Source organism: Acidimicrobiales bacterium (assembly GCA_035547835.1).
GTDB lineage: Bacteria > Actinomycetota > Acidimicrobiia > Acidimicrobiales > Iamiaceae > DASZTW01.
Map to the genome: position 1 here is coordinate 872222 of DASZTW010000005.1, position 24470 is coordinate 896691.

Sequence of the window (24470 nt, forward strand, 5' to 3'; positions counted from 1 at the left end):
ACCTAGGGTCCCGACATGGAACCCGAGGTCGCCCCGCCCGCACGACCCGCCTACGAGCAGGTCCTGCCGCCCAACCACCGACCCCTTCCGCGGGTGCCGTCGGTGCTCGCTGCGGCCGGCGGTGTGATGTTGGTGGCCGGGTTCGTGGTGCTCATCGGGCAGTTCCCCGACAGCCAGCGTCGCTGGCTCGCGATCCTCACCGCCGTGATCCTCGAGGCCGCGGCGGTGGCAGGGCTGTGGGCGCTGCGCCATCGTCCGACGTACACCGGCGCGGTCACGGTGTCGCTCCTCGGCGTCCTACCAGCCTGGTTCTTCTTGGTGGTCGACCCGCACTCGCGCCAGCCGTTCGAGTCCCCCGGCGACCTCAAGACCAAGGCCACGATCATCTTGTTGCTGGCCATCGTGGGATGGGTGTTGCTGTTCTTCCTCGCGCCGGTAGCCCGCCAGACCGTGTTCGCCGCGGCGGGGCTCGCCGCGCTGGCGATCCTGCTGGTGATCCAGATCGCGTTCACGACGTCGTCGCCGCGGATCGTCGGCCAACCGGCGCCCGCCGGTCACGCGACGCACGTGCACCCCGCGGCCGCCCACCAGACGGGTGACGACGGGTCGTCAGATTCCTTTGGCTCCACCGACCCGTACGCCGGCGACTACTCCGACTCCTACAGCGACAGCTACTCCGACAGCTACAGCGACGACTACTCCGACTCCTACAGCGACGACTACTCCGACTCGTTCAGCGACGACTACTCCGACTCCTACGGCGACAGCGGCTCGGGCTCGTTCGACGGGTCCACCAGCGAGTTGGGGCCGCTGGCCATCAGCCCGGCCGACTTGTTCGGCGTCGACTTCGCGCCCGGCAAGTTCGCCAGCGTGCTGGTGGTGCTCGGACTGCTCTACCTCGGCGCGGCGACGTTGCTCGACAAGGCGGGGCAGTCGCGGATCGCCACTGCGGGCTTCGCGATCGGGGTTCCCGTCGTCACGGTCGGGTTGGTCACCTCAGGGGCGACCGACTTCGGGCTGTGGGGAGCGTCGATCCTCGGCCTGCTGATCGCGCTGGGCGTGACCTGGTCCGGGGTCAAGGGCGCTCGGCGCTTCACGTCGTGGTTCGCGGGGGTGGGTGTGGTGATCGCCCTCGCCGCCATGATCATCCGGCTGTTCTCCAAGAGCGCCACCGGCGGGGGCGTCGCGCTGCTGCTGTGCGGCTTGGCGATCATCGTGGTGGTCGACCGGGTGGCGAAGGGCCCGACCGACCCGTTCCCCCACGACGACGGCCGCCTACCCGGACGGCCCGGGACGCCGCCGCCGACCGCCAGCCCCGCGTTCGTCGCCAGCCCCGCGGTGGCCGGCGACCCGACTACGCCGAGGCCAGGTCCACCGCTCGCTTGACCACCTGGTCGAACCCCGCCGGCGTGAGCTTGCCGGTGAAGGTGTTCTGCTGGCTGACGTGGTACGAACCGACCACGTGGCGCCCATCGGGCAGCGGCACCTCGACGCCATGGCCGAACCGCGGGCGGGGCCGCACGCCGAGAATGCCGCACAGCACCTGGTAACCGAAGCTGCCGAGCACGATGGCCACCCGCCACGGCACCAGGTCGAGCTCGGCCTCGAGGAACGGCCGGCACTGATCGCGCTCGGCCACGGTCGGCTTGTTCGCCGGCGGCGCGCACCGGACCGGCGCCGTGATCCACACACCGTCGAGTCGCAAACCGTCGTCGATGCCCGTGCTCGTGGGCTGGTTCGCCAACCCCGCCCGGTGCAGCGCCGCGTAGAGGAAGTCGCCGGATCGGTCGCCGGTGAACATGCGGCCGGTGCGGTTGGCGCCATGCGCCGCGGGGGCCAGCCCGACGACCACGATGCGGGCGTCGGGATCGCCGAACCCGGGCACGGGCTTGGCCCAGTAGTCCTGGTCGGCGAACGCCGCGCGCTTCTCACGGCCCACCCGCTCGCGCCACTCCACGAGGCGCGGGCACGCGCGGCAGGCCACGATGCGACGCTCCAGCGCCGCGAGGTCGTCGTCTCGGGCGGACATCGCGGCGACGGTAGCGCCACCGTCCGCGTCCCCCTGTAGCGTCGCCACGATGGCTCCCCGAACCGGTGCGGCGAACGGCCAGACCCGCAAGCGTCGAGCGCCCTCGCGCGACGGCACCAAACCCACGTTGGTGCTGCTGGTCCGACACGGGCAGACCCCCACCACCGGATCCGTGCTGCCGGGGCGGGCGAAAGGCCTCCACCTCGCCGACAAGGGCCGCGAGCAGGCCGCCCGGGCGGGTGAGCGCATCGCAGCGCTCCGCAAGGTGGCCGCGGTCTACGCGTCGCCGCTCGAGCGCACCAAGGAGACGGCCGCGCCGATCGCCACGGCCACCGGCAACCGCGTACGAGTCGACCGGGGCCTGTTGGAGTGCGACTTCGGCGACTGGACCGGCAAGGAGCTCAAGGCGCTCATGAAGCTGCCGGAGTGGAAGGCCGTGCAGCGCTACCCGAGCGGCTTCCGGTTCCCCGGAGGCGAGTCGTTCGCCGAGATGCAGACACGCATCGTCGGCGCCCTCCAAGGGCTGGTCGCGGCGCATCCCGGCGAGACGGTGGTGGCCGTGTCGCACGCCGATCCGATCAAGGCGGCCGTCGCGCACGCGCTCGGCACCCACCTCGACCTGTTCCAGCGGATTGTGGTGTCGCCGTGCTCGGTCACCGCCGTCGCGTACGGTCCGACCGGACCGGTGGTCCTGGCCGTGAACTCCACCGGCGACGACCTCTCGACCCTCGTCCCCTCCTGACCGGTTCGCTCATGCCATCGCTCAACGAGTCCTTCGACTTCCCGGATCCCGACCACGTCGTGCCCGCAGCCATCGGCGAGCCCGGTCGGCGGGTGTTCTCGATCCAGATCCACCAGGCAGGCGACGTGGTGGCCCTCAAGTGCGAGAAGCAGCAGATGATCGCGCTGGCCGAACATCTCGAAGCGCTCGTGGCAGATCTCCCTCCCGCCAGCGCCGCCGAGCTGGGCGAAGCCGCCGACCTCGAGCCGGCGTGGGCCATCGGGGTGCTCGGCTTGGCGTACGACCGCGACCTCGACCGCGTGGTGGTCATGGCGCAGGAAGTCCAGGTGATCGAGGAAGGCGATGCTGAGGGCGACGAGGACCCCACAGCCGAGCTCGACCCCGACGCCGCCACCGCCCGCATCGCCATGACCCGTGGGCAGGCCCGCCGGTTCATCGACACCGCGGTCGAGCTCGTGGGTGCCGGGCGACCGACCTGCCCGATCTGTGGGCGACCCATGGACCCCGCAGGTCACGTCTGCCCACGCAGCAACGGCCACAGCCCGCATTGACCATGCGGCACGCCGCCGTCCCCGTCCCGCCACCGCTCGAACACGGCGACATCGAACTGCTGAGCCGCATGCCGTGGAGCTCGAACGCCACGTTCCTCGCCCGAGTCGGCTGCCCGCCCTCTCCCGGCGACGCGGCGAACACGGCTGAGGGGGCTGGCACGGCGGGTCAGGCTGGCGAGGCCGACGTGCCCCAAGTGCTGGCGATCTACAAGCCCGGCCGCGGCGAGCGCGAATTGTGGGACTTCCCCGGTGGTCTGTACCGACGGGAGCGAGCGGCGTACGTGCTCGCCGAGGCACTGGGCTGGGCGCTCGTACCGCCGACGGTGATCCGCGAAGGCCCCCTCGGCGAAGGGTCACTCCAACTGTTCGTCGAGCACGACCCCGACCAGCACTACCTCGCGCTGGTCGAAGACGGACCGGCCGCGCTGCTCGACCAGTTCCGTCGCCTGTGCGCGTTCGACGTGCTGTGCAACAACACCGACCGCAAGAGCGGCCACTGCCTGCTCGACGCCGACGAACACGTGTGGGCCATCGACAACGGCTTGGCGTTCCACTCGGAGTTCAAGCTGCGGACGGTGATCTGGGACTTCGCAGGCGAGCAACTGCCCGGCGACGTCGCCGACGACCTCGCGGCGCTGGTGGCGAGCGGCCTGCCGGCTGAGCTGTCCGATCTGCTCGATCCGTTCGAGCGCGACGCGGTGCTGACGCGTGCGGGCGCCCTCGTCGCGGAAGGCGAGTTCCCCGTCGACCCCACCGGCCGGCGCTGGCCCTGGCCGCTGGTCTGACGGCCGTGGCAGCCAGCGGCCGAAACGCCGACTTGGTCGAGTTGGGCGATCTCGACGAGTTGGTGCGCCACGTCGACCGGTTGGTCGACGGGCGCGAGTGGCCCGGCCTCGTCGACCTCCACGACCGCTGCCGGCGCGCGCTCGCCCGCGGCAAGCAGCTGTGGCCGATCGCGTCGCTGGTGGAGTACCGCTTGGCGCTCGAGGCTCCCGGCGAGTGGGCGGCCCAGATGCTCACCGACGAGCACGGCCGCTTCACCCTCGGTCCGTTGCCCGAAGTGGCGGCGTCGACGCACCAGTGGTCCGAGCTGGCACCGCACCTGGTGCCCGGCCCGCTGGCCGTCGTGTTCGCCCACGAGCGGGTGGTGCGCGGGGAGGACTTGGCGGGCGTCGACCTCCCCGGCCCGCCCGTGCTCGACCTGCCGCTGACGCTCGCCCCGTGGGAGCCGTCCTACCCGCTGGCGACCTACCGGAGCTTCGCGGCCGACTTCCCCACCCCGCAGAGCTCGAATGGTGCCCCGGCCGCGCACGTCGTGCCGGGGCCAGGCGGGGGGACCCTGCGGGTAGCCACGAACGACGCGCCACACGACCGCGCCCGCGACCACACGCCCCATGCCGACGCCGACGCCGCCCATGCCGAACCCCGCAACGGGCCAACCGACAAGGCCGACGCCCGCACGCCCCAGGACGAACCCCGCAACGGGCCACCCGACAACGCCAACGCCGACGCCCGCACGCCCCATGCCGAACCCCGCAACGGGCCACCCGACAACGCCGACGCCCGCACGCCCCAGGACGACCCGGCCGCGCGGGCGTTGGCTGGTCTGGCGCGCACGTGGATCACCGAGTCGAACGGCCGCGTCGACGCGGTCGCGGTGGCCGGCGACGCCGTGGCCGCCATCCATCGCATCGCGCCAGTCGAGGTGCGCGTCACCCCGATCGAGCCGGCGGACGCACTGGCCGACATGGCGTGGACCGCGGCGAGCGGCGGCGCACACGGCCGCCGGCGCGGCATGGCGGCCGGACGCTTCGAGGCGTGGTGGACCGCGGTGGCGCTCTGCGGCTTCGACGAGGACGAGCCCGTCGAGCCCGACCAGCTCGGTCAGGCGGTCGCCGAGCTGCGTTGGTACCGGTGGGACGCGATGGAACCCGCCACCGGTTGGGAGCTACGGCTCGCCGTCGAAGATCCCGACGACGGCTTGGCCTGGGCGGTCGCCGCTACCGACGCGTCGCTGTAGCTGCACCCGTCCCCGGAGCGACGGCGCCACCCCCACCAACCCCACTCTGCTGTGAGCAGAAAGCCACCTCCTGGGTGGCCAAGTGCTCACAGCACGGAGGTTGTTTTGCGGGTCAGCGGGCTTGGAGGGCCTCGATGAGCTTCGGGAGGACCTTGTGGACGTCGCCCACGATGCCGAGGTCGGCGACCGAGAAGATCGGCGCCTCGGGGTCCTTGTTCACGGCGATGATGTTCTTCGAGCCCTTCATGCCGACCAGGTGCTGGGTGGCACCGGAGATCCCGCACGCCATGTAGACGGTGGGCTTCACGACCTTGCCGGTCTGACCGACCTGGTGCGAGTACGGCACCCAGCCGGCGTCGACGATGGCGCGAGAGGCGCCCGGCGCACCTTTGAGGAGCTTGGCCAGGGTCTCGATCATCTCGTACTTGCCGGCTTCACCGAGGCCTCGACCACCGGAGACGACCACTTCGGCCTCGTCGAGCTTCGGGCCGGTGCTCTCCTCGACGTGGTGGTCGGTGATCGTCGCGCCGCTCGTGCCCGGCGTGTCGGGCACGGCGAGGGCCTCGACCGCAGCCGGGCCGCCACCGCTCTCCTCGGCCGGGAACGACTTCGGGCGGATCAACACGAGGTTCGGGCCCGGTGTCGTGAACCGGGTCTTGACGATCTGCGTGCCACCGAAAACAGGCTCGGTTACGACAACCGTGTCGCCGTCGAGCTCGAGGTCGATGTTGTTGGTGAGGGCGGCCTTGTCGAGCCGCACCGACAGGCGAGCGGCGATGTCCCGACCGTCGTACGTGGTGCCGAACACGACCAGGTCGGGGGCGTCGCCGCCTTCGATCTTGGCGGCCAGCGCGGCAGCGACCGGGACACCCGGCAGGGCTCCGCTGAGGTCACCCGTCGCGTAGACCTTCGACGCGCCGTGCGCGCCCAAGGTGGCGGCCACCGCGTCGGCGTCGGCACCGGAGTAGAAGCACTCGACGGTGTCCGCGATCTCGCGGGCCTTTGCCAGGATCTCGAGGGTGATGGTGGCGACCTTGCCGTCGGCAGCCTCGGCGTGCACCCAGATGCGTGAGAGAGCCACTGGTTGTTTCCTTCCCTTCCCTCAGATGACCTTGAGCTGCTCGAGGAAGGCCACGATCTTCAGGTGGGCCTCACCCTCGTCTTCGACGATCTCGCCCGCAGCTCGCTCCTCGGCGGGAGCGACGCTGATGATCTCCTGGCCGGCGCCGGCCCAGCCGACATCGCCGGCGTCGAGGCCGAGGTCAGCCACGGTCACCTGGTCGACCGGCTTGGACTTGGCCGCCATGATCCCCTTGAACGAGGGGTAGCGGGGCTCGACGACGCCCGCGGTCACCGACACGACGGCCGGCAGCGGCGACGTGACCATGTCGTAACCAGCCTCGGTCTGGCGCTGCACCTTCACGGTGCTGCCGTCGACCTCGATGTGCTTGGCGAACGTGACCGATGGCAGGCCGAGCAGCTCGGCGAGCTGGCCGGGCACCGTGCCCGTGTAGCCGTCGGACGCCTCGGTCGCGGTGAGGATCAGGTCGGCGCCGTCGATGCGGCCGATGGCCTTGGCGAGCACCTTGGCGGTCGACAGCGCCGACGACCCTGCGAGCGCGTCGTCGCTCACCAGCACCGCCTTGTCGGCGCCCATCGCCAACGCGGTGCGCAGGCCGGCGACTTCGCCGTTGGGAGCCATGGAGACCAGCGACACCTCGCCACCGCCGGCGTTGTCGCGCAGCTGGAGGGCCATCTCGACGCCGTACGAGTCGGAGTCGTCCAAGATGAGCTTGCCGCTGCGGTTCAGCGTGTGGTCGGGGTCGAGAGAGCCAGGGTCGGCCGGGTCAGGAATCTGCTTCACGCAGACGACGACGTTCATGAGGGTTCGAGCTCCTCCGGGGTTTCGAAGGTGGGTTGCGGACGGAGCGACACGGTCGGGACCGGCGCAGGCAACAGAGGGAGACCCTACTCACCGCCTTCCTCCCGGCACCATCCGAGCCAGGGCGGGGCCGGGCGCGGAGGTGTCCGGTAGCGTCAGGCCGCCCATGAAGGTCCTGCTGCTGGTCAACGCGTCGGCATCGTCGGTCACCGCACGCGCCCGCGTGGTGATCGGCAAGGCGCTGTCGGCCGACCACGAGGTCACCGTCGCCGAGACCAGCCGTCGGGGGCACGCCACGCGCCTCGCCCGCGGTGCAGCCGCGACCGGCACCGAGGTGGTCGTGGTGCTCGGCGGCGACGGCACGTTGAACGAGGCGGCGAACGGGCTCGCCGGCACCGACTGCGCGCTTGCGGCGCTGCCCGGCGGCTCGACCAACGTCTTCGCCCGCACGATCGGCCTGCCCAACGACCCCATCGAGGCCACCGGGGCGCTGCTCGACGCGCTCGCGGCCGGCTCGATCCGGCGGGTCGGGCTCGGGTCGGCCAACGGCCGGTACTTCACGTTCCACGTCGGCATCGGCTTCGACGCCGCGGTCGTGGCCCAAGTGGAAGCGCGGGGCCGGTTGAAGCGCTACGCCGGCCACGCCTTGTTCGTGTACGCCGCGTTCGCCACCTGGTTCCGCCACTACGACCGCTCACGCCCGCGCTTCTCGGTGTTGCACAGCGACGGCACGCTGGTCGACGACGCCTATCTCGCCATCTGCTGCAACACGAACCCGTACACGTTCTTGGGGAACCGGCCGCTCGACATCGCCCCCGACGCCGACTTCGACCACGCCTTGTCCACCGTCACCGTGCGCACCATGTCGTTCACCGGGATGCTGCGGGTGGCCGGCGGCGCGCTGCGGGGCGCCCGCCAGCTCCACCGGATCGGCAAGGTCGACTACCGGCCCGACGAGTCCCAGCTCACGATCAAGGGCTACGGACCCGTGCCGTACCAGGTCGACGGCGACTACCTCGGCGAAGTCGAGGAGCTCGAGCTGCGTCACGAGCCCGACGTCCTGTCGCTGGTGCTCCCCCTCCCCACCCCCACCGACGCGCTGGACGCCTGACCGTGCCCCGGGGCGCTCCGCCGCGCCCAGCACGCTCAGGTCGCCGGGCGGAAGGCGGCCAAGGCCACGTCGGGCACGTCGGTGCACACGCCGTCGGCGCCGAGCGCGGCGAGCGACCGCAGCTGTTCGGGGTCGTTGACGGTCCACGCCGTCACCCGCAACCCGCGGTCGTGGGCGTACGCCAGCACGGCGGCGTCGATCGTGGGCTCCCACAAGTGCAGCGCCAAGTGGCCCGCTCGGGCGGCTGCGTCCGCGGTCGACGCGGCGTCCTCGAGTGCCCCCATGAGCTGGGCGGTGGCGAGCGACGGGTCGAGCCGCCGCACCACATCGAGCGACACGGGGTTGAACGACGAGATGAGCACCCAGTCGTCGTGGCCATCCACCTTGCGCTGCGCGAGGGCCGCGACGACCCCTTCGGTCACGGCGTCGGACGGGTCGAAGTCCGCATCGCCGGGGTTGTTCTTGATCTCGATGTTGACGAGGAATCCCGGGCACTCGTCGAGCGCGGCGGCGAGGTCGGGCACCGACGACGGCAGGTCCGCCGCTTCGATGTCGCAGATCGCTCGCCCGTCGGGCAAGTGGGCATCGTGGTGGATGGCGAGTCGCCCGTCGGCCGTGCGCCGCACGTCGAGCTCGATCCCGTCGGCGCCCATGCGCCGAGCCGCGCGGTAGCCGGCCAGGGTGTTCTCCGGCTCGACCCGCGGCGCGCCGCGGTGGCCGAGCACGAACGGTCGGTTGGGCGGGTCAGGGAACTGCGGGTGCGACATGACTGGCCTCGAGGTCGGTGGGTGCGACAAGGGTCACGCCCGAAACGGTAAAGAACAGGGAAATTTCCCTTGCGGGTGCGTTCACGAGTGGGTACCGTTGACCTCCGTTCCCGCTGTGGTCGCTTCTCCTACTGAGCGATGCAGCATGTGAAGCTTGTCACGAGCATCTCGTGGCCGTATGTGCGGAGGGACCAAGTGGCCCTTACCTCGAGCCACCTCTTGTCGCTCACGCTGGCATCCGACGAATGGCGTCGGCGGTCATCGTGTCGAGACACCAACCCGGAGCTGTTCTTCCCGGTCGGTACCACCGGCCCGGCGATCGAGCAGATCGAGACGGCCAAGTCGGTCTGCCGGTCGTGCGAAGTCCAGGTCCAGTGCCTGGAGTACGCCCTCGAGACCAACCAGGACTCGGGCATCTGGGGCGGCACCTCCGAGGAGGAGCGCCGCAAGCTGCGCAAGCAGTGGGTGGCACGCGGCCGCCAGTCGGCCATGGCCTGACCAACCGCCACACCCACTCCCCCACACCCCCCGTCGACGACCTCCCGCCACCCGTGGGAGGTCGTGTCGCGTCCGGCTCTGGATGGCGCGCCGGCACGCCGGCTCAAGCCGAGCGGGCGACGTGGGTCGGCACCCGCACTTCCACCACCGTGCCCGTGCGGCCCGGCGGGCTCGTGGCCGTGATGGTGCCGGCGAGGTCGGAGGTCACCAGCGCCCGGACGATCGTGAGGCCCAAGCCACCCGCCTGGCCGATGTCGAACCCTTCGGGCAACCCCACGCCGGTGTCGGCCACTCGCACCACCAGCTCGCCGTGCTCGTCGGCGAGCGAGATGTGCACTTCACCGCTGGCGCCGTCGGGGAACGCGTGGTCGACCGTGTTCTGCAGCAACTCGGTGATCACCACCGACAGCGGCGTCGCCACGTCGGCCGGCAACGTGCCCGCGTCGCCGTCGACCACGAAGCGAACCTGACGCTCGGGCGCCAACAGGCCGTCTTCGACCATGCGGACCAAGGGGCGCACGATGTCGACGAACGGCACGTCCTCGCCCGCCTCCTTCGACAGCGTCTCGTGCACGACCGCGATCGACGAGATGCGCCGCACCGATTCCTCGATCGCGGCTTTGGCTTCCGGCGATCCGCTGCGACGACCTTGCAGCCGCAGCAGCGACGAGATCGTCTGGAGGTTGTTCTTCACCCGGTGGTGGATCTCGCGGATCGTGGCGTCCTTCGACAGCAACAGGCGGTCACGGCGCCGGAGCTCGGAGATGTCGCGCACGAGCACCACCGCGCCGGTGACGCGGCCGTGGTCGAGCAACGGGATGCACCGCAACAGCATGGTGACGTCGCGGCCTCGCTCGAACTCGTTGCTGGTGGGCGCGGCCTCGCTGAACGCCGTGCGGATCACGTCGTCGTCGAGACCCAGCTCGCCGAGCCGCATGCCCTCGGCATTGGCGTGGACGCCCACCCGGTGCAGCGCCGACACGGCGTTCGGCGACGCGTACTCGACCCGGGCGCCCCGGTCGAGGGTGAGCACGCCGTCGCCGACACGCGGCGACTCGTCGCTCTCGCTGTCGACCGCGGCGAACGGGAAGTCGCCTGACGCGATCATCCGGGCGAGGCGATTGAAGATGTCGACGTACGCGCGCTCCAAGTCGCCGGTCTGGCGGGCGACCGAGGGGACGGCCTCCCGACTCAACACGCCGATCACCTCACCTTGGAAGCGGATCGGGATGCACAGCACACGCACGCGCTCGCGGATGGCGGCGATCGTGATCTCGCCTTCGATGATCTCGCCGAGCCGGAACGACCGGGCGATGAGCGGGCGTTCGTCGTCGTCGACGATCTGGCCGACGAGGTCGGCGCGGTACAGCGTCTGGCCGGTCGACGGGCGGACTTGGCCCCACACAGCGAACCGGTGCGCCTCCTGGTCGGCTGGCACGAACAGCAACAGGTCGGAGAAGCAGAAGTCGGCGAGCAGGTTCCAGCTCGCGACCAACCGCAGCAAGTGCCCGGTCGGTCCGAGACCCAAGCCGGCGCGGATGCGCTCGAGCTCGCCTTGGTCGGCGACGACCGGCTCGCCGGGCACGACCGGCTTGGACGGCGCCGCGGTGGGCACCTCGTCAGGAAGCTCCTCGGCCTCGCTCACCGCCGGACTGCTCTCGTGGGCAGTGTCGCGAACCCGCGCACGTTCACCGAGTGCACCCGTTTCGCGCCGGCCTCGTCGATCTCGTAATCGGCCACTGCGCCGACCAGCTCCTCGAGGCAGACCCGCGCCTCGAGGCGGGCGAGCGAGGCGCCGAGGCAGTGGTGCCGGCCCATCCCGAAGCTGGCGAGACCCTGAGTGTCGCGCCCGATGCGGAACTCGTCGGGATCGTCGAACACCCTCGGGTCACGATTCGCGGAGCCCGCCAGCAACAGGACCTGCCCGCCGGCGGGGATCGTGGTCCCGTGCAGCGACACGTCGACCACGGCGCGCCGCGCCAGCAGCTGGCTCGACGTGTCGAACCGCAGCGTCTCCTCGACCCATGCGGGGATGCGAGCGGGGTCACCGAACGGGATCGCCCGCTGCTCGGGGAAGCGCCATGCCCAGTACCACGCGTTGGCGAGCAGCTTGGTGGTGGTCTCGTTGCCGGCCACGACCATCAGCGACAAGAAGCCGATGACGTCGTCGTCGCTCAGGCGGTCACCGTCGAGCTCGGCGTCGAGCAGCGCCGAGGTGAGGTCCTCGTGTGGGTGCTTGCGTCGATCGGCCACGAGGTCGGCGTAGTACGAGGCCAGCGACAGCGCGGCCGCGGCGCCGGCGGGTGGGATGTCGTCGATGCCCGGCTCGCGGTGCAACAACAGGTCGGCCCATCCCCGGAGCTGATCGCGGTCGGCTTCGGGCACGCCGATCAGCTCGGAGACGACGTCCATCGGCAACTTGCCGGCGAGGTCGCCGACCATGTCGAACGTCGGCTGGTCGAGGGCGGGACCGAGGTGCTTGCGGGTGAGGGTCCGCACGTCGTCTTCGAGCAGCGCGACGCGCCGGGGCGTGAACGCGCGGGAGACGAGCGCCCGCATCCGGTCGTGGCGCGGCGGGTCCATGGCGAGGAACGACGCGCTGCGGTGCGCGTGCGGCCCCCACGCAGCCGGATCGATCGACACGCCGTACTCGTTGGAGTAGCGGACGTTGTCGCGAAAGCCGTCCATCACGTCGGCGTGGCGGGACAGGGCCCAGAACCCGCGCTCGGCGTTGTGGTAGGCGGGCGTTTCCTCCCGCATGCGGGCATATGTCGGGTACGGGTCCTCGTGGATGGCGTAGTCGTACGGGTCGTAGCTCACCTCGGCCGTGGGCATCGCCATAGTCTGCCCCCATGCCTTCGCTCGCACCGTCCCCGGCCTCGCCTTGGGCCGGTCGTACCCATGACGAGCTCGCGGAGCTCACTCGCGAACTGCTCCTCGCGGGGCACCTGATCGACCGGGCCGGCATGCCGCTGCTGGTCGAGCAGTACGGCATGGAGGGGATGCGCGACACGGCGATCGCGGAGTGGATGGGTGCCAGCCCGATCTACACCAAGCGCATGCAACAGCTGCTCGGCTTCGAGGGCGACGACGTCGAGACCATCTTCAAGGGGATGCAGTTCGACATCGGGGCGCCGCCCGAGTTCATGGACTTCCGCTACCGGGTGCACGACGCGACCCACGGCGAGTTCTGGCTCGACCACTGCGGCGCGCTGATGGACGTCGAGCCGATGGGCGAAGAGTTCGTGTTCGCGATGTGCCACGACATCGAGGACCCCACGTTCGACGCCACGGCCGTGGCCACCAACGCCCGTGCGCAGGTGCGACCCATCCACCGCCCGCCCCGCACGCCGGCCGACCGCCACCCGCACTGCGCGTGGACGGTCACCATCGTGGCCGACGCCGACCCGTTGCCGACGCCGCGCGAGGCGGAGCTGGTCGGCGCGTCGCAAGCGGCCGCGGTTCCGCTCGCCACTCCGGCGCCAGGGCTGGCGACCGACGACGGCGACGACCGCTACGACGGCCCGGTCGAACCCGACCTGGTCGTCGAACGCTTCTCCTCCGCGACGCTGAGCGCCGTGCTCGACGAGGTGGCGCTGCAAGGGCACCTGCTCTCGCGCTCGTACCTGTTGCAGGTGGCAGACCGCAGCGGCGGCGACCTCGCCGCCGCGCTCGGGATCCGCCAGGCCGCGGGGGTGGGGGGCGTGGCCACCAAGCGCCTCGCCGCCGCGCTCGGGCTGCCGACCGACCTCGACGGGTTGGCCGCGGTGCTGGCCGTCCACCCCCTGCTGCTGCCCCGGTCCTACGTCGACGTGCGCCTCGGCCGCGCCGGCGACGGCCCCGACGATCACCTCACCCTCGCGCTCGGCCCGTGCCCCGCGCTCGACGAGCCCGACGGCCTCACCTGGCTGGCACTCATCGCCGAGCACGACGCGGCCAACGCCGTGCTCACGTCTGTCACGGCGTGCCTGACCCCGCACGCGGTGGTCGAACGGGCCGAACCGACCGGCGACGCGGTGGCCGCGTGGACCATCCGGGTCGACACCGACGCCGCCACGCCCGAACCACCCGAAGTGGAGCTCACCGAGATCTCGACCGGCGCGGCCTTCAGGTTCCAGCGGCGCGGCACGCCAGTGGCGGCACCCGCTCGCCGCTCGCCGGCGTGAGCGCGCCGGGCGACGCCGATCCCGGCGCATCGCTGTTCGAGCCGGCCGGCGACCACACCTGGCTGCCCACCGAGTACAGCCGTGGACCGTGGGACCCCGGCGCGCTGCACGGGGGTCCGGTCGCAGCGCTGGTGGCGCGCGAAGTCGAACGGGTGCCGGCGCCGGCCGAGCTGCACACCGCCCGACTCACGCTCGAGCTGTTGCGGCCGGTGCCGCTCGAGCCGCTCGCGGTGCGGGCTGAGGTCACCCGGCCCGGCCGCAAGGTGCAAGGCGTCGCGGTCACGGTGACCGTGGCCGGATCGGGTCTCGAAGTCACCCGGGCCACGGCCCAGCGGATCCGGCGCGACGAGACCTTGCACCCCGAAGACCACGTCCCCGCAGGCGCCGCGCCACCGGAGCGCAGCGCGGCGCCGCCGTTCGTCGACGACCCGCCGCCCGTCGTCTACTGGAGCGAGCCCGAACAAGTGGCGTTCCACAGCCACTCGGTGGAGCACCGCATCGTGTCCGGCGGCTTCGACCGGCCCGGACCGACGGTCGACTGGCTACGACTCGACGTACCGGTCGTGGCCGGCGAGTCGCCCTCGCCGTGGCAGCGAATGGCCGCGGTGGCCGACTTCGGCAACGGCATCTCCGGGTTGTTCCACATCGACGACTTCACGTTCATCAACCCCGACCTAACGATCGCGGTGGCTCGCGAGCCCGTCGGCGAGTGGATCTGCCTCGACGCCATCACGTGGCTCGGCAGCGGCGCGGTCGGGCTCGCCGAATCGGCGTTGTTCGACCGCGAAGGCCGCATCGGCCGCGCCATCCAGACGTTGCTGTTCGACCGCAACCGCTGACGCGGTCGACGCGAGCGGCTCGTGCGCGAGCGGCCCGCTCGTGGACGTCCGGCGGCCGCGGGCCGCGCAAGACCCGCGCGATCGGCTCGTGCGCAGCGACGGACGTCGGGATCAGGTGCGCCGCTCGGCTCGTGCGCAGCGACGGAGGTCGGGATCAGGTGCGCCGCACGCGCTCACGCAAGCGGCCGAGGCGACGGTCCCAGGCCACGCCGGTAGCCGTGAACCACGCGTTGGCGGGGCCGAGAGCGGCCGCGTCGGCCTCGTAGCGCACTTCGCGGCCTCGGCGCTCGGTGGTCACCAAGTCGGCGGCGGCCAAGACCTGGAGGTGCTTCACCACCGCTTGGCGACTTATCGGGAGGTCACCGGCCAAGCGGGTCGCGGTGTCGGGTCCTTCGCGCACCAGTCGCTCGAACAACGCCCGCCGGGTGGGGTCGGCCAGCGCGCCGAGCACCTCGTCGAGCGACGCGGCCGTGCGCGCCGTCGCCGCGCCGGCGCGCTTGGTCACACTGCGACGCGCCCGGCGAGCGCTGTGAACGCCAGGCAGGTCAGCCGGACCTCCCACCACCGCCCCGAGCGCACCCGCGCCGCGGTGCCGGCCGACGCGTCGGCGCGCACGCTCGCCCGCGCACCCACCACCGGCAGCGGCGTCTCGCGCACCACCACACGGGTGGCGCCATCGCGTGGCTCCAACGTGATGTCGACCCGGCTCGCCATGTCGCCCGCCGCGTCGCCGTCGCTCCACCAGCGGTACGCCAGCCGGCGCCCCTCGACCACTTCGTCGACCACGGCACGCCGCCGCACACCGCCGTCGACCAGCTCCCGCTCGCTCCCCGATTCGAGGTCGAGTTCTCCGGCGTCGACCAGCCAGGTGTCGACGTCGACGATCGCGGCCCACACCTCGTCGATGTCGGCTTCGAGCTCGACCTCGCGCTCCACGCAGAGTTCGATCATGTCGAGCAACCTACCGGTTGCAGTTCGCTCGGACAACCTCCTATCGTGCCCACATCGTGCAACTATCGGGTTGCACTATGTGCGAGAGGAGCCCTGGATGTCGATGCTCGTGCCCACTGTCAGCGAACAGACCGCCAAAGGAGAGCGGCTGGTCGACTTGTACTCCCGGCTGCTCGGGTCACGGATCGTGTTCCTCGGCACCGAGATCAACGAGACGTCGGCGAACCTGGTGATCGCCCAACTGCTGCACCTCGACGCCGAGGCGCCCGGCCGAGACATCTGGCTGTACCTCAACTCGCCCGGCGGCGACATGGTCGAGCTGTTCGGGATCTACGACACGATGCAGTTCCTCGAGTCCGACGTGGCGACGGTGTGCGTCGGTCAGGCCTGCTCCGCCGCCGCGGTGCTGCTCGCGGCCGGCACCAAAGGCAAGCGCTATGTGTTGCCCAACGCACGGGTGCTGATCCACCAACCGCATGGCGGGGCGCAAGGACAGTCGACCGACCTGGAACGGGCGGTGGCCGAGATGGTGGAGCTGCGCAAGCGGATGATCGACGTGCTGGTCGAGGCGACCGGGCGGCCGGTGAAGCGCATCACCGAGGACATCGACCGCGACTACATCCTGCGCGGCGACGACGCGGTGGCGTACGGACTGGTCGACGCGGTGCTGCCGTCGCGAAAGGCGGCGGCTCGAGCGTCGTGATCAAGCCGGCGGGGGCGAGTCGATCGTCGCCTCAGGCCGGCTGGTCACTCCCAGACGGCGTTGCCGAGTTGCAGGAGACCGCCGAGGTCGATGATGTCCGCGTCGAAGTACGGCACGCTCGCCACGACTTCGGGGATGCGCCCCAGCTCGGCGCGCTGTTCGGCTTCGCGCTTGGCGACCACCGAGTAGTTCAAGAAGCTCTCGCCCACCTCGCGCAGCACGCGGCCGATGTCGGCCTGGGTGCCGAGCTCGGCGAGCTCCCCGTGGGCGTCGAGCAGCGTGCCGGCGACCGCTTCGTGGTCGTCGGCCAACCGCCGCGCCACCGTGGAGCCGCCCGGGTCGCGCAAGTAGTCGGGCAGCACCTTGTTGAGCACGACTGCACCCAGTTGGAAGTTCCGGTCGTGCAGGGCCTCGATGAAGAACTCGGCTTCTTGCACCGGCGCGGACTCGAGGGTGGACACCACGATGAACGTGGTGCGCTTGTCGGCCAAGGTGCGGCTCACCGACCGGGCCCGCTCGATGAAGCCGTCGGACATGGTGGTGAGCAGCATGAAGAACTCGGCCAGGTCCTCGAGCACCTGGGCGCCGAGCACGCGGTCGGCCACCTTGTAGAACGGGCGCGACGCGGCGCTGAACACGCGTGACTGGTAGGGGGCGAGCAGCCAGCGCAGCAACCGTCCGGTGAACAGCTCGGCCATGCGATCGGGTGCTTCGAGGAAGTCGATCGCGTTCCGGGTGGGCGGGGTGTCGACCACGATCAGGTCATAGGTGCCCGATGCGTGGATCTCGTACAGCCGCTCCATGGCGATGTAGTCGTGGCTCTGCACGAACTTGCCGGTGACGTTGTTGTACAGCGGGTTCGCCAGCAGCGCGTCGCGGGTCTTGGCGTCGGGCGCGTGACGGCGGATGAGGTCGTCCCACGACTGCTTGGTGTCGAGCATGGCGGCGTACAGCTCGCCGCGGGGCTCCACGCCCGCCGCTGTGAACGCTTTGGCCGGCACCCGCACCTCGACGTTGCCGAACTCCTCGAGGCCGAGCGCGTTGGCCAGCCGGCGCGCCGGGTCGACGGTCAGCACCAGCACCTTGCCGCCGTGGTACGCGGCGGCCATCGCAGCCAGCGCGGCAGCCGTGGTGGTCTTGCCCACGCCGCCCGAACCGCACGAGATCACGATCTCCTTGGCCGCCAGCAGCTCTTCGAGCGACGACGGCTTGGCGCCCGACGCGGCCGCCTCGCGGATGAACGCCCGGCGGTCACCCGATCCGTCGCGCCCGTCGCCGGCCCCACGACCACCCGAGCGCCGGGCCCGCTTGGGGGCGCCGGCCTTCGAGCCGGCCGCCTTGGCCGAGCGACCCGAAGCCGGCTTCGCGGCGCGGCCGGCCATCAGTAGCCGAGCTCCTGGCTCAGCGCCTCGGCGATCTGGCGCGTGGCCCGCACGCCGTGGGAGCGGCTGAAGAGGTACGGCACGTAGAGCTGCGGGATGTTGCCGGGCAGCTCCTCACGCAGCCGGGCGAGGTGCCCGGCGCGGGTGCGCCGCAATGTGATGGCCAGCTCGGCCCCTTCGAGCACCGTGCTGGCGTCGCCGCTCGCCGCGCTCGACAGCGCGGTGGCCAGCGCCGGCTGGCGGAGCCGGTCGAAGATCGCTTCCTCGCCGCGGGCGAACAGCTCGGGCAGCACGCGGTTGACCACCACCGCCGCGATGTCGACGTCGGTCTCGGCGTTGATGCGACCCGCCAGCTCGAGCGTCTCGTTGACGGGCATCTCCTCGGGCGCGGAGACGATCACCACCCCGGTGGTGCGGGCGTCGTTGAGCAAGTCGAGCATCCACTGGGTCTGGTTGCGGACGATGCCGACTTGCACCAGCTCGTTGATGCCCTCGGCTGCGGCGAGCTGGCCGATGATGTGACCCGACGCGACCGAGTCGACCACGACGAGGTCGTAGTTGCGTTCGCGGACCTCCCAGCAGAGCTTGCCGATGGTGAGGATCTCCTTCACGCCCGGCAGCGCGTTGGCCGCGTAGTCGAGCGTGCGGGCGACGGGTCCGATCTTGCCGACCAGCGGCACCTTCAGCTGGAGCCGCAAGTACTCCTTCAGCGACTCCTCGGTGTCCATCGACATCACGAAGAGGTCGTCTTGGAGCTGGCGCGGCTTGAAACCGGTGCGGTCGACCTCGAAGAAGTCGGCCAAGTTGCCCTTGGCGTCGACCTCGCAGACCAACGTGCGCTTGCCTTGGTCGGCGGCGACCATCCCGAGGCTGGCCGCGACCGTCGACTTGCCGACTCCGCCCTTGCCGGTGACGAACAGCAGGCGGCGGTTCAGCAGGTCGACCGGCATGGTTCAGCTGCCGAACCCGATGCGGCGGTCCGCGTCGGGGCTGCCGATCTCGACGTACGCGACCTTGTCGGACGGCACCCCGACCTGGCGCCCGCGTCGGTCGGTGAGCCACAGCACCGACGCCTTGCCGCCGACCTCGAGCGCGGCGTCGATGTCCTTCTTGAGCTTGACGAGGTCGACGTCGCTGTCGAGCTCGATGGTGAGCTCTTTGGGGCTGTACGTCACACCGATGCGCACGTCCACGGAGGGCCTCCTGGTCGGTTCGGACGAAGTCGGTCCGGTCGGGGTCGCCCATCGTAGGGGCGCACAGGGCCACGCCACCCAAGTGGCGCCGGATCCGCGGTCAGGTCTGCCCTGCCTCGGGCGGGTCGGCGGCCAGCCACCGGGGTCGGTGGACGTCGGCCCAGCGGCGCGGCACCCACCCCCGCACCATCGCGCGCAACAGCACCGGCTCGCTCAGCGCCTTGACGATGTGGAACGGCACCGCCACGAACAACCCGATGGCCACCCAGTCGTGCACGAACGTGGCGCCGGTGCGGAGGTCGACCGCGAAGTGGTCGAACCAGTGCATGACCGATCCGGTGGCCAACATGACCGGGATCGATCCGCCGGCGAACGCCGCGAACAGCTTCTGGCCGGCGTTGAACTTGCCGATGGGCGCGGCGGCCGGTCGGTCGACCGCCGCCACGCGGACCCGGCGGCGCAGGATCCAACGGCGGTCGTAGGCCGTCCACCGGTTGAGGCGCCGGAGGTCGGCCACCAGCGCGCCTCGCCACGGGCCGAGCAGGCCGACCAGCAGCGGCACGGCGAGCGCGAAGCCCGACCACACGTGGATGGTGCGGATCAGTTCGCGCCGGCCGACCAGGCCCGAGAGCTGGCCCACGTAGAGGATCAGGCCGGTACCGACGAGCGACACCATCGCGGCCGCGGTGGTCCAGTGCACGATCCGCTCGGTGCCGGTGAAACGCCGCACGCGGCCCGTCGGTTCTGCGGGTGCGCGCCCGGAGTCGCCGGCCGTCGCGGCCACGGCAGTCATGTCGGCTCGTCCGAGCGGCCGTTGGACCGTCCGACCCAACCGTCCACGTCGTAGCCCTGGCCCTCCCAGAACCCCGCCTGGAGCGTGTCGGTGACCTCGATCCGCTGGAGCCACTTCAGTGACTTGTAGCCGTACATCGGCGCCACGTAGAGCCGCACCGGGCCGCCATGCTCACGGGTCACCGTCTTGCCGATCATCTCGTACGCCGCGATGACGTCGGGCCGGCGGGCCTGCTCGACGGTGAGGCTCTCGGTGTACGTGCCGTCGAAGGAGTAGAAGGTGAGAAAGCGGCCCTCGGGCTTGGCGCCGACCTCGTCGAGCAGGCGCGAGAGCGCCACGCCCTTCCAGTGCACGTCCGGCACTCGCCATCCGGTGACGCACTGGAAGTCCTTGGCGAGCGCAGTCGGCGGCAGGCGCCGCAGGTCGTCGAGCGTGAAGGTCGTGGGCCGATCGACGAGGCCGTGCACCCGCAAGCGGTAGGCAATCGCGGACTCGTGCGGCAGGCCACCGGTCACCGAGTAGATCCGAAACCGCCCCGCGCTCGGCACGAAGTTCGACAGCCCCGTGGGATCGCGCAACGTGATCGGCCGCAGCATGCGCTCGAGGCCTGACTGCGCCTTGGCGCCCCACACGATGCCGGCCGCGCCGAGCCCCGCCATCGCCAGCACGATGCGCCGCCCGATCGGGGAGCCGGCTTCGGGCTCCTCCGGCGGTGTGGCGTCGCCGGAATGCTCGCTCACAGACCCCCACGCTACGACGCCGCGCGGCGCGCCCCACGTCGGCCTTTCCCTCCACGACCATCACGTGGACCAGATGTTGGTGTCGACATCCGCGGCGTGGTCGGCTCCTTGCGGGCGCAACGCGCAGGTCCCTGATCACATCTTCTGATCTCTGTGCCCGAGGTCAGCGCCACCCACGCATCTCGACACTTCGCCGATCTCCTCGACGCGGTGGAGCACCGTGGCGCGCACTTCACGATCATGTGACGCGGCAAGGCCATGCCGCACGGGTGACGACCGCCCGCAGGCGGCGGGCCGTCAGATGATCTTCAGCTCGGCGTTCCAGCGGCGGGTGGGGGCGAGCTCGACGTCGATGGCTTCGGCGATCGCGGCGAACGCGGCGGCGGCTTCACCGTCGGGCTGTTCCGCGACGATCGGGCGGCCGTCGTCGGAGCCTTCGCGCAGCGCCGGCACCAACGGCACCTTGCCGAGCAGCGGCACGTCGAGCCGGTCGGCGAGCTCCTGGCCGCCGCCGGAGCCGAACAGTTCGTAGCGGGTGCTGTCATCGGCGGTGAACCAGCTCATGTTCTCGATGATCCCCTTGACCTCGAGGTTCACTTTCTGGCCCATGAACGCGGCTCGCTGCGCCACCCGCTGAGCGGCGGGCTGCGGGGTGGTCACCACGTAGAGCTCGGCGCGGGGCAGGAACTGTGCCAGCGAGATCGAGATGTCGCCGGTGCCGGGCGGCAGGTCGACGAGCAGGAAGTCGGGCTCGTCCCAGAACACATCGGTGAGAAACTGCTCGAGCGCCTTGTGCAGCATGGGCCCGCGCCAGATCACCGGCTGGTCCTCGCGGGCGAAGAAGCCCATCGAGATGCAGCGCACGCCGTGCACTTCGGGCGGCACCAGCATCTCGTCGATGACCGTCGGCGGACGTTCGACGCCCAACATGCGCGGGATCGAGAACCCCCACACGTCGGCGTCGAGCACCCCGACCGTGTGGCCGCGCCGGGCCAGCGCGATCGACAAGTTGGCGGTGATCGACGACTTGCCCACCCCGCCCTTGCCCGACGCGATGAGCAACACGCGGGTGCGGCACGCCGGGTCGGCGAACGGGATCGCCCGGCCTTCGCTGTGGCCGACCGACGGGTTCGACCCGGCCGTGGCGGCAGGGTCGCCGTGGAGCTGTCGGCGCACCGCGGCGCGCTGCTCGTCGGTCATCACGCCGAACTGGAGGTCGAGCGTGGCGTCGGGCGCCAGCTCGGTGACCGCGTTGCGCACGCGGCGGTCGATCTCGCCGCGCAGCGGGCAGCCCGCGACTGTGAGGTCGATCGCCACCGCGATCGTGAGGCCGGCGGCCCCCGACGGCGCCGCGCCGTCGCCGCCGACAACCGTCACGTCGCGCACCATCCCGAGGTCGACGATCGAACGGTGCAGCTCGGGGTCGTGCACCGGGCGGAGCGCCTCGATGACGGCGTCGTGGGTGACAGGCACGAGCGGGTGGCCTCCAGAATTTCCACTACGGACGTAGGTAGAATACCGGCCGTGACGAGCAGCTCTCTCTCCCGCACGGAGTTCGCGTCGGCCGTCACCGCCATCACCTCGGCCTTCGGCGACCCCACCCGCCGCGACATCTACCTGCTCGCTCGCGACACCGCCACCGGCGTCACCGCCGCGGAAGTGGCCCAGCACTTCGAGTTGCACCCCAACGTCGCCCGCCACCACCTCGACAAGCTCACCAGCGGCGGCTACCTCGAGGTCTCGGTCGGTCGGGCGAGCAACGCAGGGGCCGGCCGACCGTCGAAGCGCTACCGGGTACCCGACGACCAGCCCGAGATCGAGCTGCCGATCCGCCACGACGAGGTGCTTGCCACGCTTCTCGGCCGGGCGCTCGCGCTGCTGCCGGCCACCACGGCCGAGCAGCTCGCCGAAGACGTCGGCGCCGAGTTCGGCCAGCACATGGCGCAGGCGATGGGCGGCGCGGATGCGCAACGCTCGTTCCGCACCGCGCTGCACGCCGTGGCCGACGCCATGACCGCGCACGGCTTCGCGGCGCGCACCGAGACGGCGGCCGACGGGCTGCGCATCGTGAACGACCACTGCCCCTTCGGCGAGGCCGCGCTCGAGCATCCCGTGATCTGCGCCGTCGACCGCGGCATGGTGAAGGGCATGCTGAGCGGCCTGTACGGCGCCACCACCACCGCCACCGAGTCGTCGGTGGCGCGGGGCGACGAGATCTGCGCGACCGCCGTCGAGACGTGACCCGCCCGCCACGGCCCGCCGGCCGCGCACCGATCGCGCCGTGATGCGTCGCGCCGCCGCCGTGGTGTTGGGGTTGCTCGCCGTCGCCGCCGCGCCCGCCTGCTCGTCGGGCAACAAGGCCGATCCCCGTGCGTTCTGCGCGGCCACCGATCGCGCCCGCCAGCTCGGCGCGGAGATCCAGTCGTCGTCGCTCGACAACCGGCCGGTCGTGCAACAGAAGATCCACGCCGCCGCCACTGCGGCGAACCACGCTGCCGACCAGGCCCCGAGCACCATCCGCCAGCCGGCACGGCAGCTCGCCGAGGCGTTGTCGGAGTTCGATCACCGGGCGGCCGCCGCCACCGACAGCGAGTCGCTCACGAGGGCGTTCACCAACTACACCGACCGCGCCGCCAACCTCACCCGGCAGTCCCAGCAGGTCGAGGCGTGGGTCCAGTCCAACTGCGCGGGGGCTGGCTCCGGCCCGTCGGTCACCTCCGCCACGAGCGCGCCCACCAGCTCCGCCACCACGTCACCGACCAGCTTCCCGTGACCCGCCACTACCTCGACCACGCCTCGACCAGCCCGCTCCGACCCGAGGCCGCCGCCGCGATGGTCGAGTGCCTGCAGGCCTCACCCGGCGACCCGAGCCGGATCCACGCAGAAGGCATGGCCGCGCGGGCCGCGCTCGAGACCGCCCGCGACCAGGTCGCCGAGCTGCTCGGGGCGCGCTCGCGGGAGGTGGTGTTCACCAGTGGGGCCACCGAAGCGATCGCTGCCGCGGTGTGGGGCGCCGCGCGCCGCCACGCCACGCGAGATGCCGCAACCCCGACGCGCCAAGTGGTGAGCGCGGTAGAGCACTCCGCGGTACGCCTCGGCGCCGCCCGGCTCGGGCCCGTCACCGTGGTGCCGGTCGACAGCGGCGGTCGGGTCGCCGTCGACGAGGTCGTCACCGCGATCGACCAGCCCGATGCTCAGGTCGCGGCGGTCCACGTGCAGTGGGCCAACCACGAGGTGGGCACGGTGCAACCCGTGGCCGAGATCGTGGCGGCCTGCCGCGAGCGCGACGTCCTCGTGCACGTCGACGCGGCGCAAGCTGGCGGGCGCATCCCGATCGACTTCGACGCCCTCGGCGCCGACCTGTTGTCGGTCAGCGGCCACAAGCTCGGCGGGCCTGCCGGCACGGGCATGTTGCTGGTGCGGCGGGGCCTGCGACTCGAGCCCCTGCTCCTCGGCGGCGATCAGGAACGGGCCCGCCGGGCGGGTCTCGAGAACGTGCCGGCACTCGTCGGCCTCGGCGCGGCCGCCGCGACCCTGGCCACCGACGACCGCCTCGCCACGGAAGCCGCACGGGCCGAGCGTCTCACCACCCGGCTCCGCCAGGTGCTCGCCGGCCTCGACGGGATCACCCCCTACGGCGACCCCGTCCATCGCGCACCCCACCTCGTCTGCGTCGGCACCGAAGGCGTCGAGCCGCAAGCCGTGCTGCTCGGCCTCGACCAGGCCGGCATCGCCGCGCACTCCGGCAGCGCATGCGCATCGGAGTCGTTGGAGCCGTCGCCGGTGCTCGAAGCAATGGGCGTCGACGCACACCACTCGCTGCGCCTCTCCGTGGGCTGGAACACCACCGACGCCGACATCGACGCCCTCGCTGCCTCCCTCCCCGCCGTCCTCGACCGCCTCCGCTCCCTGGCACGCTGACTGGGCCGTCCCGCGAGCTCGGGTGGTTTCACATCACTGGACGACCGCCTCGCCTGAATGGACAGGGCCTCGGGGCCCTGAGCGCCACGCATAGGCCGTTGGCATCGTCACCGGCGACCCGCTTGTGCGACCGGGACTCCACAGAAGCCGACGAGCTCGTGGGCCTGTGAGTAGCTGCCGAT

At 71.4% G+C, this 24470-nt stretch carries 27 protein-coding genes; 13 read left to right on the top strand and 14 right to left on the bottom strand.

The annotated features are described in order from the left end of the window. Positions 1-15: 15 nt before the first annotated feature. Entirely contained in the window at positions 16-1386 is a 1371-nt protein-coding gene (locus tag VHA73_06280; GenBank protein ID HVX17622.1) for a hypothetical protein, read from the top strand. Here VHA73_06280 and VHA73_06285 read toward each other — a convergent pair. After that, positions 1355-2029, bottom strand: coding sequence for a uracil-DNA glycosylase (locus VHA73_06285; protein HVX17623.1), 675 nt, complete (start codon positions 2027-2029; stop codon positions 1355-1357). The two genes, VHA73_06280 and VHA73_06285, sit on opposite strands and share 32 nt — an antisense overlap. A gap of 49 nt (positions 2030-2078) precedes the next feature. Between VHA73_06285 and VHA73_06290 the strand changes: the two genes are divergently transcribed. From VHA73_06290 to VHA73_06305, 4 genes are read left to right on the top strand one after another with little or no spacing between them, the layout of a single operon-like run. After that, complete coding sequence (locus tag VHA73_06290; protein ID HVX17624.1) at positions 2079-2771, top strand: MSMEG_4193 family putative phosphomutase; 693 nt, start codon at positions 2079-2081, stop codon at positions 2769-2771. Between the two features lie 11 nt (positions 2772-2782). Then, on the top strand, positions 2783-3322 hold the full coding sequence (locus VHA73_06295; protein HVX17625.1) for a DUF3090 family protein: 540 nt from the start codon (positions 2783-2785) through the stop codon (positions 3320-3322). Between the two features lie 2 nt (positions 3323-3324). Next, positions 3325-4107 (top strand): SCO1664 family protein, encoded by a 783-nt coding sequence (locus tag VHA73_06300; protein HVX17626.1) that lies wholly within the window; start codon positions 3325-3327, stop codon positions 4105-4107. Positions 4108-4112: 5 nt separating this feature from the next. Then, the gene (locus tag VHA73_06305) at positions 4113-5342 is read left to right on the top strand and encodes a hypothetical protein (GenBank protein ID HVX17627.1); all 1230 of its coding nucleotides are present in this window, start codon (positions 4113-4115) and stop codon (positions 5340-5342) included. A gap of 112 nt (positions 5343-5454) precedes the next feature. Here VHA73_06305 and VHA73_06310 read toward each other — a convergent pair whose 3' ends face one another. Continuing rightward, complete coding sequence (locus tag VHA73_06310) at positions 5455-6423, bottom strand: electron transfer flavoprotein subunit alpha/FixB family protein (GenBank protein HVX17628.1); 969 nt, start codon at positions 6421-6423, stop codon at positions 5455-5457. Positions 6424-6444: 21 nt separating this feature from the next. Next, positions 6445-7224 carry an electron transfer flavoprotein subunit beta/FixA family protein gene (locus VHA73_06315; protein HVX17629.1) on the bottom strand — a complete coding sequence of 260 codons (780 nt, stop codon included), beginning with the start codon at positions 7222-7224 and terminating at the stop codon, positions 6445-6447. A gap of 166 nt (positions 7225-7390) precedes the next feature. Here VHA73_06315 and VHA73_06320 point away from each other — a divergent pair, with 166 nt between their 5' ends. After that, positions 7391-8335 carry a diacylglycerol kinase family protein gene (locus VHA73_06320; GenBank protein HVX17630.1) on the top strand — a complete coding sequence of 315 codons (945 nt, stop codon included), beginning with the start codon at positions 7391-7393 and terminating at the stop codon, positions 8333-8335. A gap of 35 nt (positions 8336-8370) precedes the next feature. Here VHA73_06320 and VHA73_06325 read toward each other — a convergent pair whose 3' ends face one another. Beyond that, on the bottom strand, positions 8371-9102 hold the full coding sequence (locus VHA73_06325) for a glycerophosphodiester phosphodiesterase (protein HVX17631.1): 732 nt from the start codon (positions 9100-9102) through the stop codon (positions 8371-8373). Positions 9103-9333: 231 nt separating this feature from the next. Here VHA73_06325 and VHA73_06330 point away from each other — a divergent pair, with 231 nt between their 5' ends. After that, positions 9334-9600, top strand: a complete 267-nt coding sequence (locus VHA73_06330) for a WhiB family transcriptional regulator (GenBank protein ID HVX17632.1) — start codon at positions 9334-9336, stop codon at positions 9598-9600. 103 nt (positions 9601-9703) lie between these two features. On the opposite strand, the gene VHA73_06335 is transcribed toward VHA73_06330, so the two are convergent. Continuing rightward, positions 9704-11245: a histidine kinase N-terminal domain-containing protein gene (locus tag VHA73_06335; protein HVX17633.1), complete on the bottom strand. Its 1542-nt coding sequence runs from the start codon at positions 11243-11245 to the stop codon at positions 9704-9706. After that, positions 11242-12435: a cytochrome P450 gene (locus VHA73_06340; GenBank protein HVX17634.1), complete on the bottom strand. Its 1194-nt coding sequence runs from the start codon at positions 12433-12435 to the stop codon at positions 11242-11244. The genes VHA73_06335 and VHA73_06340 overlap by 4 nt, the downstream gene beginning before the upstream one ends. A 17-nt stretch (positions 12436-12452) precedes the next feature. Between VHA73_06340 and VHA73_06345 the strand changes: the two genes are divergently transcribed. Both VHA73_06345 and VHA73_06350 read left to right on the top strand, forming a co-directional pair. Beyond that, complete coding sequence (locus VHA73_06345) at positions 12453-13766, top strand: hypothetical protein (GenBank protein HVX17635.1); 1314 nt, start codon at positions 12453-12455, stop codon at positions 13764-13766. After that, positions 13763-14605 carry a thioesterase family protein gene (locus tag VHA73_06350; GenBank protein ID HVX17636.1) on the top strand — a complete coding sequence of 281 codons (843 nt, stop codon included), beginning with the start codon at positions 13763-13765 and terminating at the stop codon, positions 14603-14605. The genes VHA73_06345 and VHA73_06350 overlap by 4 nt, the downstream gene beginning before the upstream one ends. A 154-nt stretch (positions 14606-14759) precedes the next feature. On the opposite strand, the gene VHA73_06355 is transcribed toward VHA73_06350, so the two are convergent. Next, on the bottom strand, positions 14760-15110 hold the full coding sequence (locus tag VHA73_06355) for a metalloregulator ArsR/SmtB family transcription factor (protein HVX17637.1): 351 nt from the start codon (positions 15108-15110) through the stop codon (positions 14760-14762). Beyond that, on the bottom strand, positions 15107-15556 hold the full coding sequence (locus VHA73_06360) for an SRPBCC domain-containing protein (protein ID HVX17638.1): 450 nt from the start codon (positions 15554-15556) through the stop codon (positions 15107-15109). The genes VHA73_06355 and VHA73_06360 overlap by 4 nt, the downstream gene beginning before the upstream one ends. 97 nt (positions 15557-15653) lie before the next feature. Between VHA73_06360 and VHA73_06365 the strand changes: the two genes are divergently transcribed. Continuing rightward, positions 15654-16259: an ATP-dependent Clp protease proteolytic subunit gene (locus VHA73_06365; protein ID HVX17639.1), complete on the top strand. Its 606-nt coding sequence runs from the start codon at positions 15654-15656 to the stop codon at positions 16257-16259. A 44-nt stretch (positions 16260-16303) separates the two neighbouring features. On the opposite strand, the gene VHA73_06370 is transcribed toward VHA73_06365, so the two are convergent. The 6 genes from VHA73_06370 to VHA73_06395 form a co-directional block, all read right to left on the bottom strand. After that, on the bottom strand, positions 16304-17641 hold the full coding sequence (locus tag VHA73_06370) for an ArsA-related P-loop ATPase (protein ID HVX17640.1): 1338 nt from the start codon (positions 17639-17641) through the stop codon (positions 16304-16306). Next, on the bottom strand, positions 17641-18591 hold the full coding sequence (locus VHA73_06375) for an ArsA family ATPase (GenBank protein HVX17641.1): 951 nt from the start codon (positions 18589-18591) through the stop codon (positions 17641-17643). Before VHA73_06375 ends, VHA73_06370 begins: the two co-directional genes overlap by 1 nt. A 3-nt stretch (positions 18592-18594) precedes the next feature. Next, positions 18595-18834 carry a DUF3107 domain-containing protein gene (locus tag VHA73_06380; GenBank protein HVX17642.1) on the bottom strand — a complete coding sequence of 80 codons (240 nt, stop codon included), beginning with the start codon at positions 18832-18834 and terminating at the stop codon, positions 18595-18597. Between the two features lie 100 nt (positions 18835-18934). Further along, the gene (locus tag VHA73_06385; protein HVX17643.1) at positions 18935-19627 is read right to left on the bottom strand and encodes a cytochrome b/b6 domain-containing protein; all 693 of its coding nucleotides are present in this window, start codon (positions 19625-19627) and stop codon (positions 18935-18937) included. Next, complete coding sequence (locus VHA73_06390; protein HVX17644.1) at positions 19624-20367, bottom strand: molybdopterin-dependent oxidoreductase; 744 nt, start codon at positions 20365-20367, stop codon at positions 19624-19626. Before VHA73_06390 ends, VHA73_06385 begins: the two co-directional genes overlap by 4 nt. Positions 20368-20664: 297 nt before the next feature. Further along, positions 20665-21840, bottom strand: coding sequence for a P-loop NTPase (locus VHA73_06395; protein HVX17645.1), 1176 nt, complete (start codon positions 21838-21840; stop codon positions 20665-20667). 51 nt (positions 21841-21891) lie between these two features. On the opposite strand from VHA73_06395, the gene VHA73_06400 reads away from it, so the two are divergent. From VHA73_06400 to VHA73_06410, 3 genes are read left to right on the top strand one after another with little or no spacing between them, the layout of a single operon-like run. Continuing rightward, a complete protein-coding gene (locus VHA73_06400) occupies positions 21892-22608 on the top strand; it encodes a helix-turn-helix domain-containing protein (protein HVX17646.1) in 717 nt (238 codons plus the stop codon). 43 nt (positions 22609-22651) lie between these two features. Next, positions 22652-23140, top strand: coding sequence for a hypothetical protein (locus tag VHA73_06405; protein HVX17647.1), 489 nt, complete (start codon positions 22652-22654; stop codon positions 23138-23140). Beyond that, positions 23035-24288: a cysteine desulfurase family protein gene (locus VHA73_06410; GenBank protein HVX17648.1), complete on the top strand. Its 1254-nt coding sequence runs from the start codon at positions 23035-23037 to the stop codon at positions 24286-24288. Before VHA73_06405 ends, VHA73_06410 begins: the two co-directional genes overlap by 106 nt. The last annotated feature ends 182 nt before the right edge of the window (positions 24289-24470 follow it).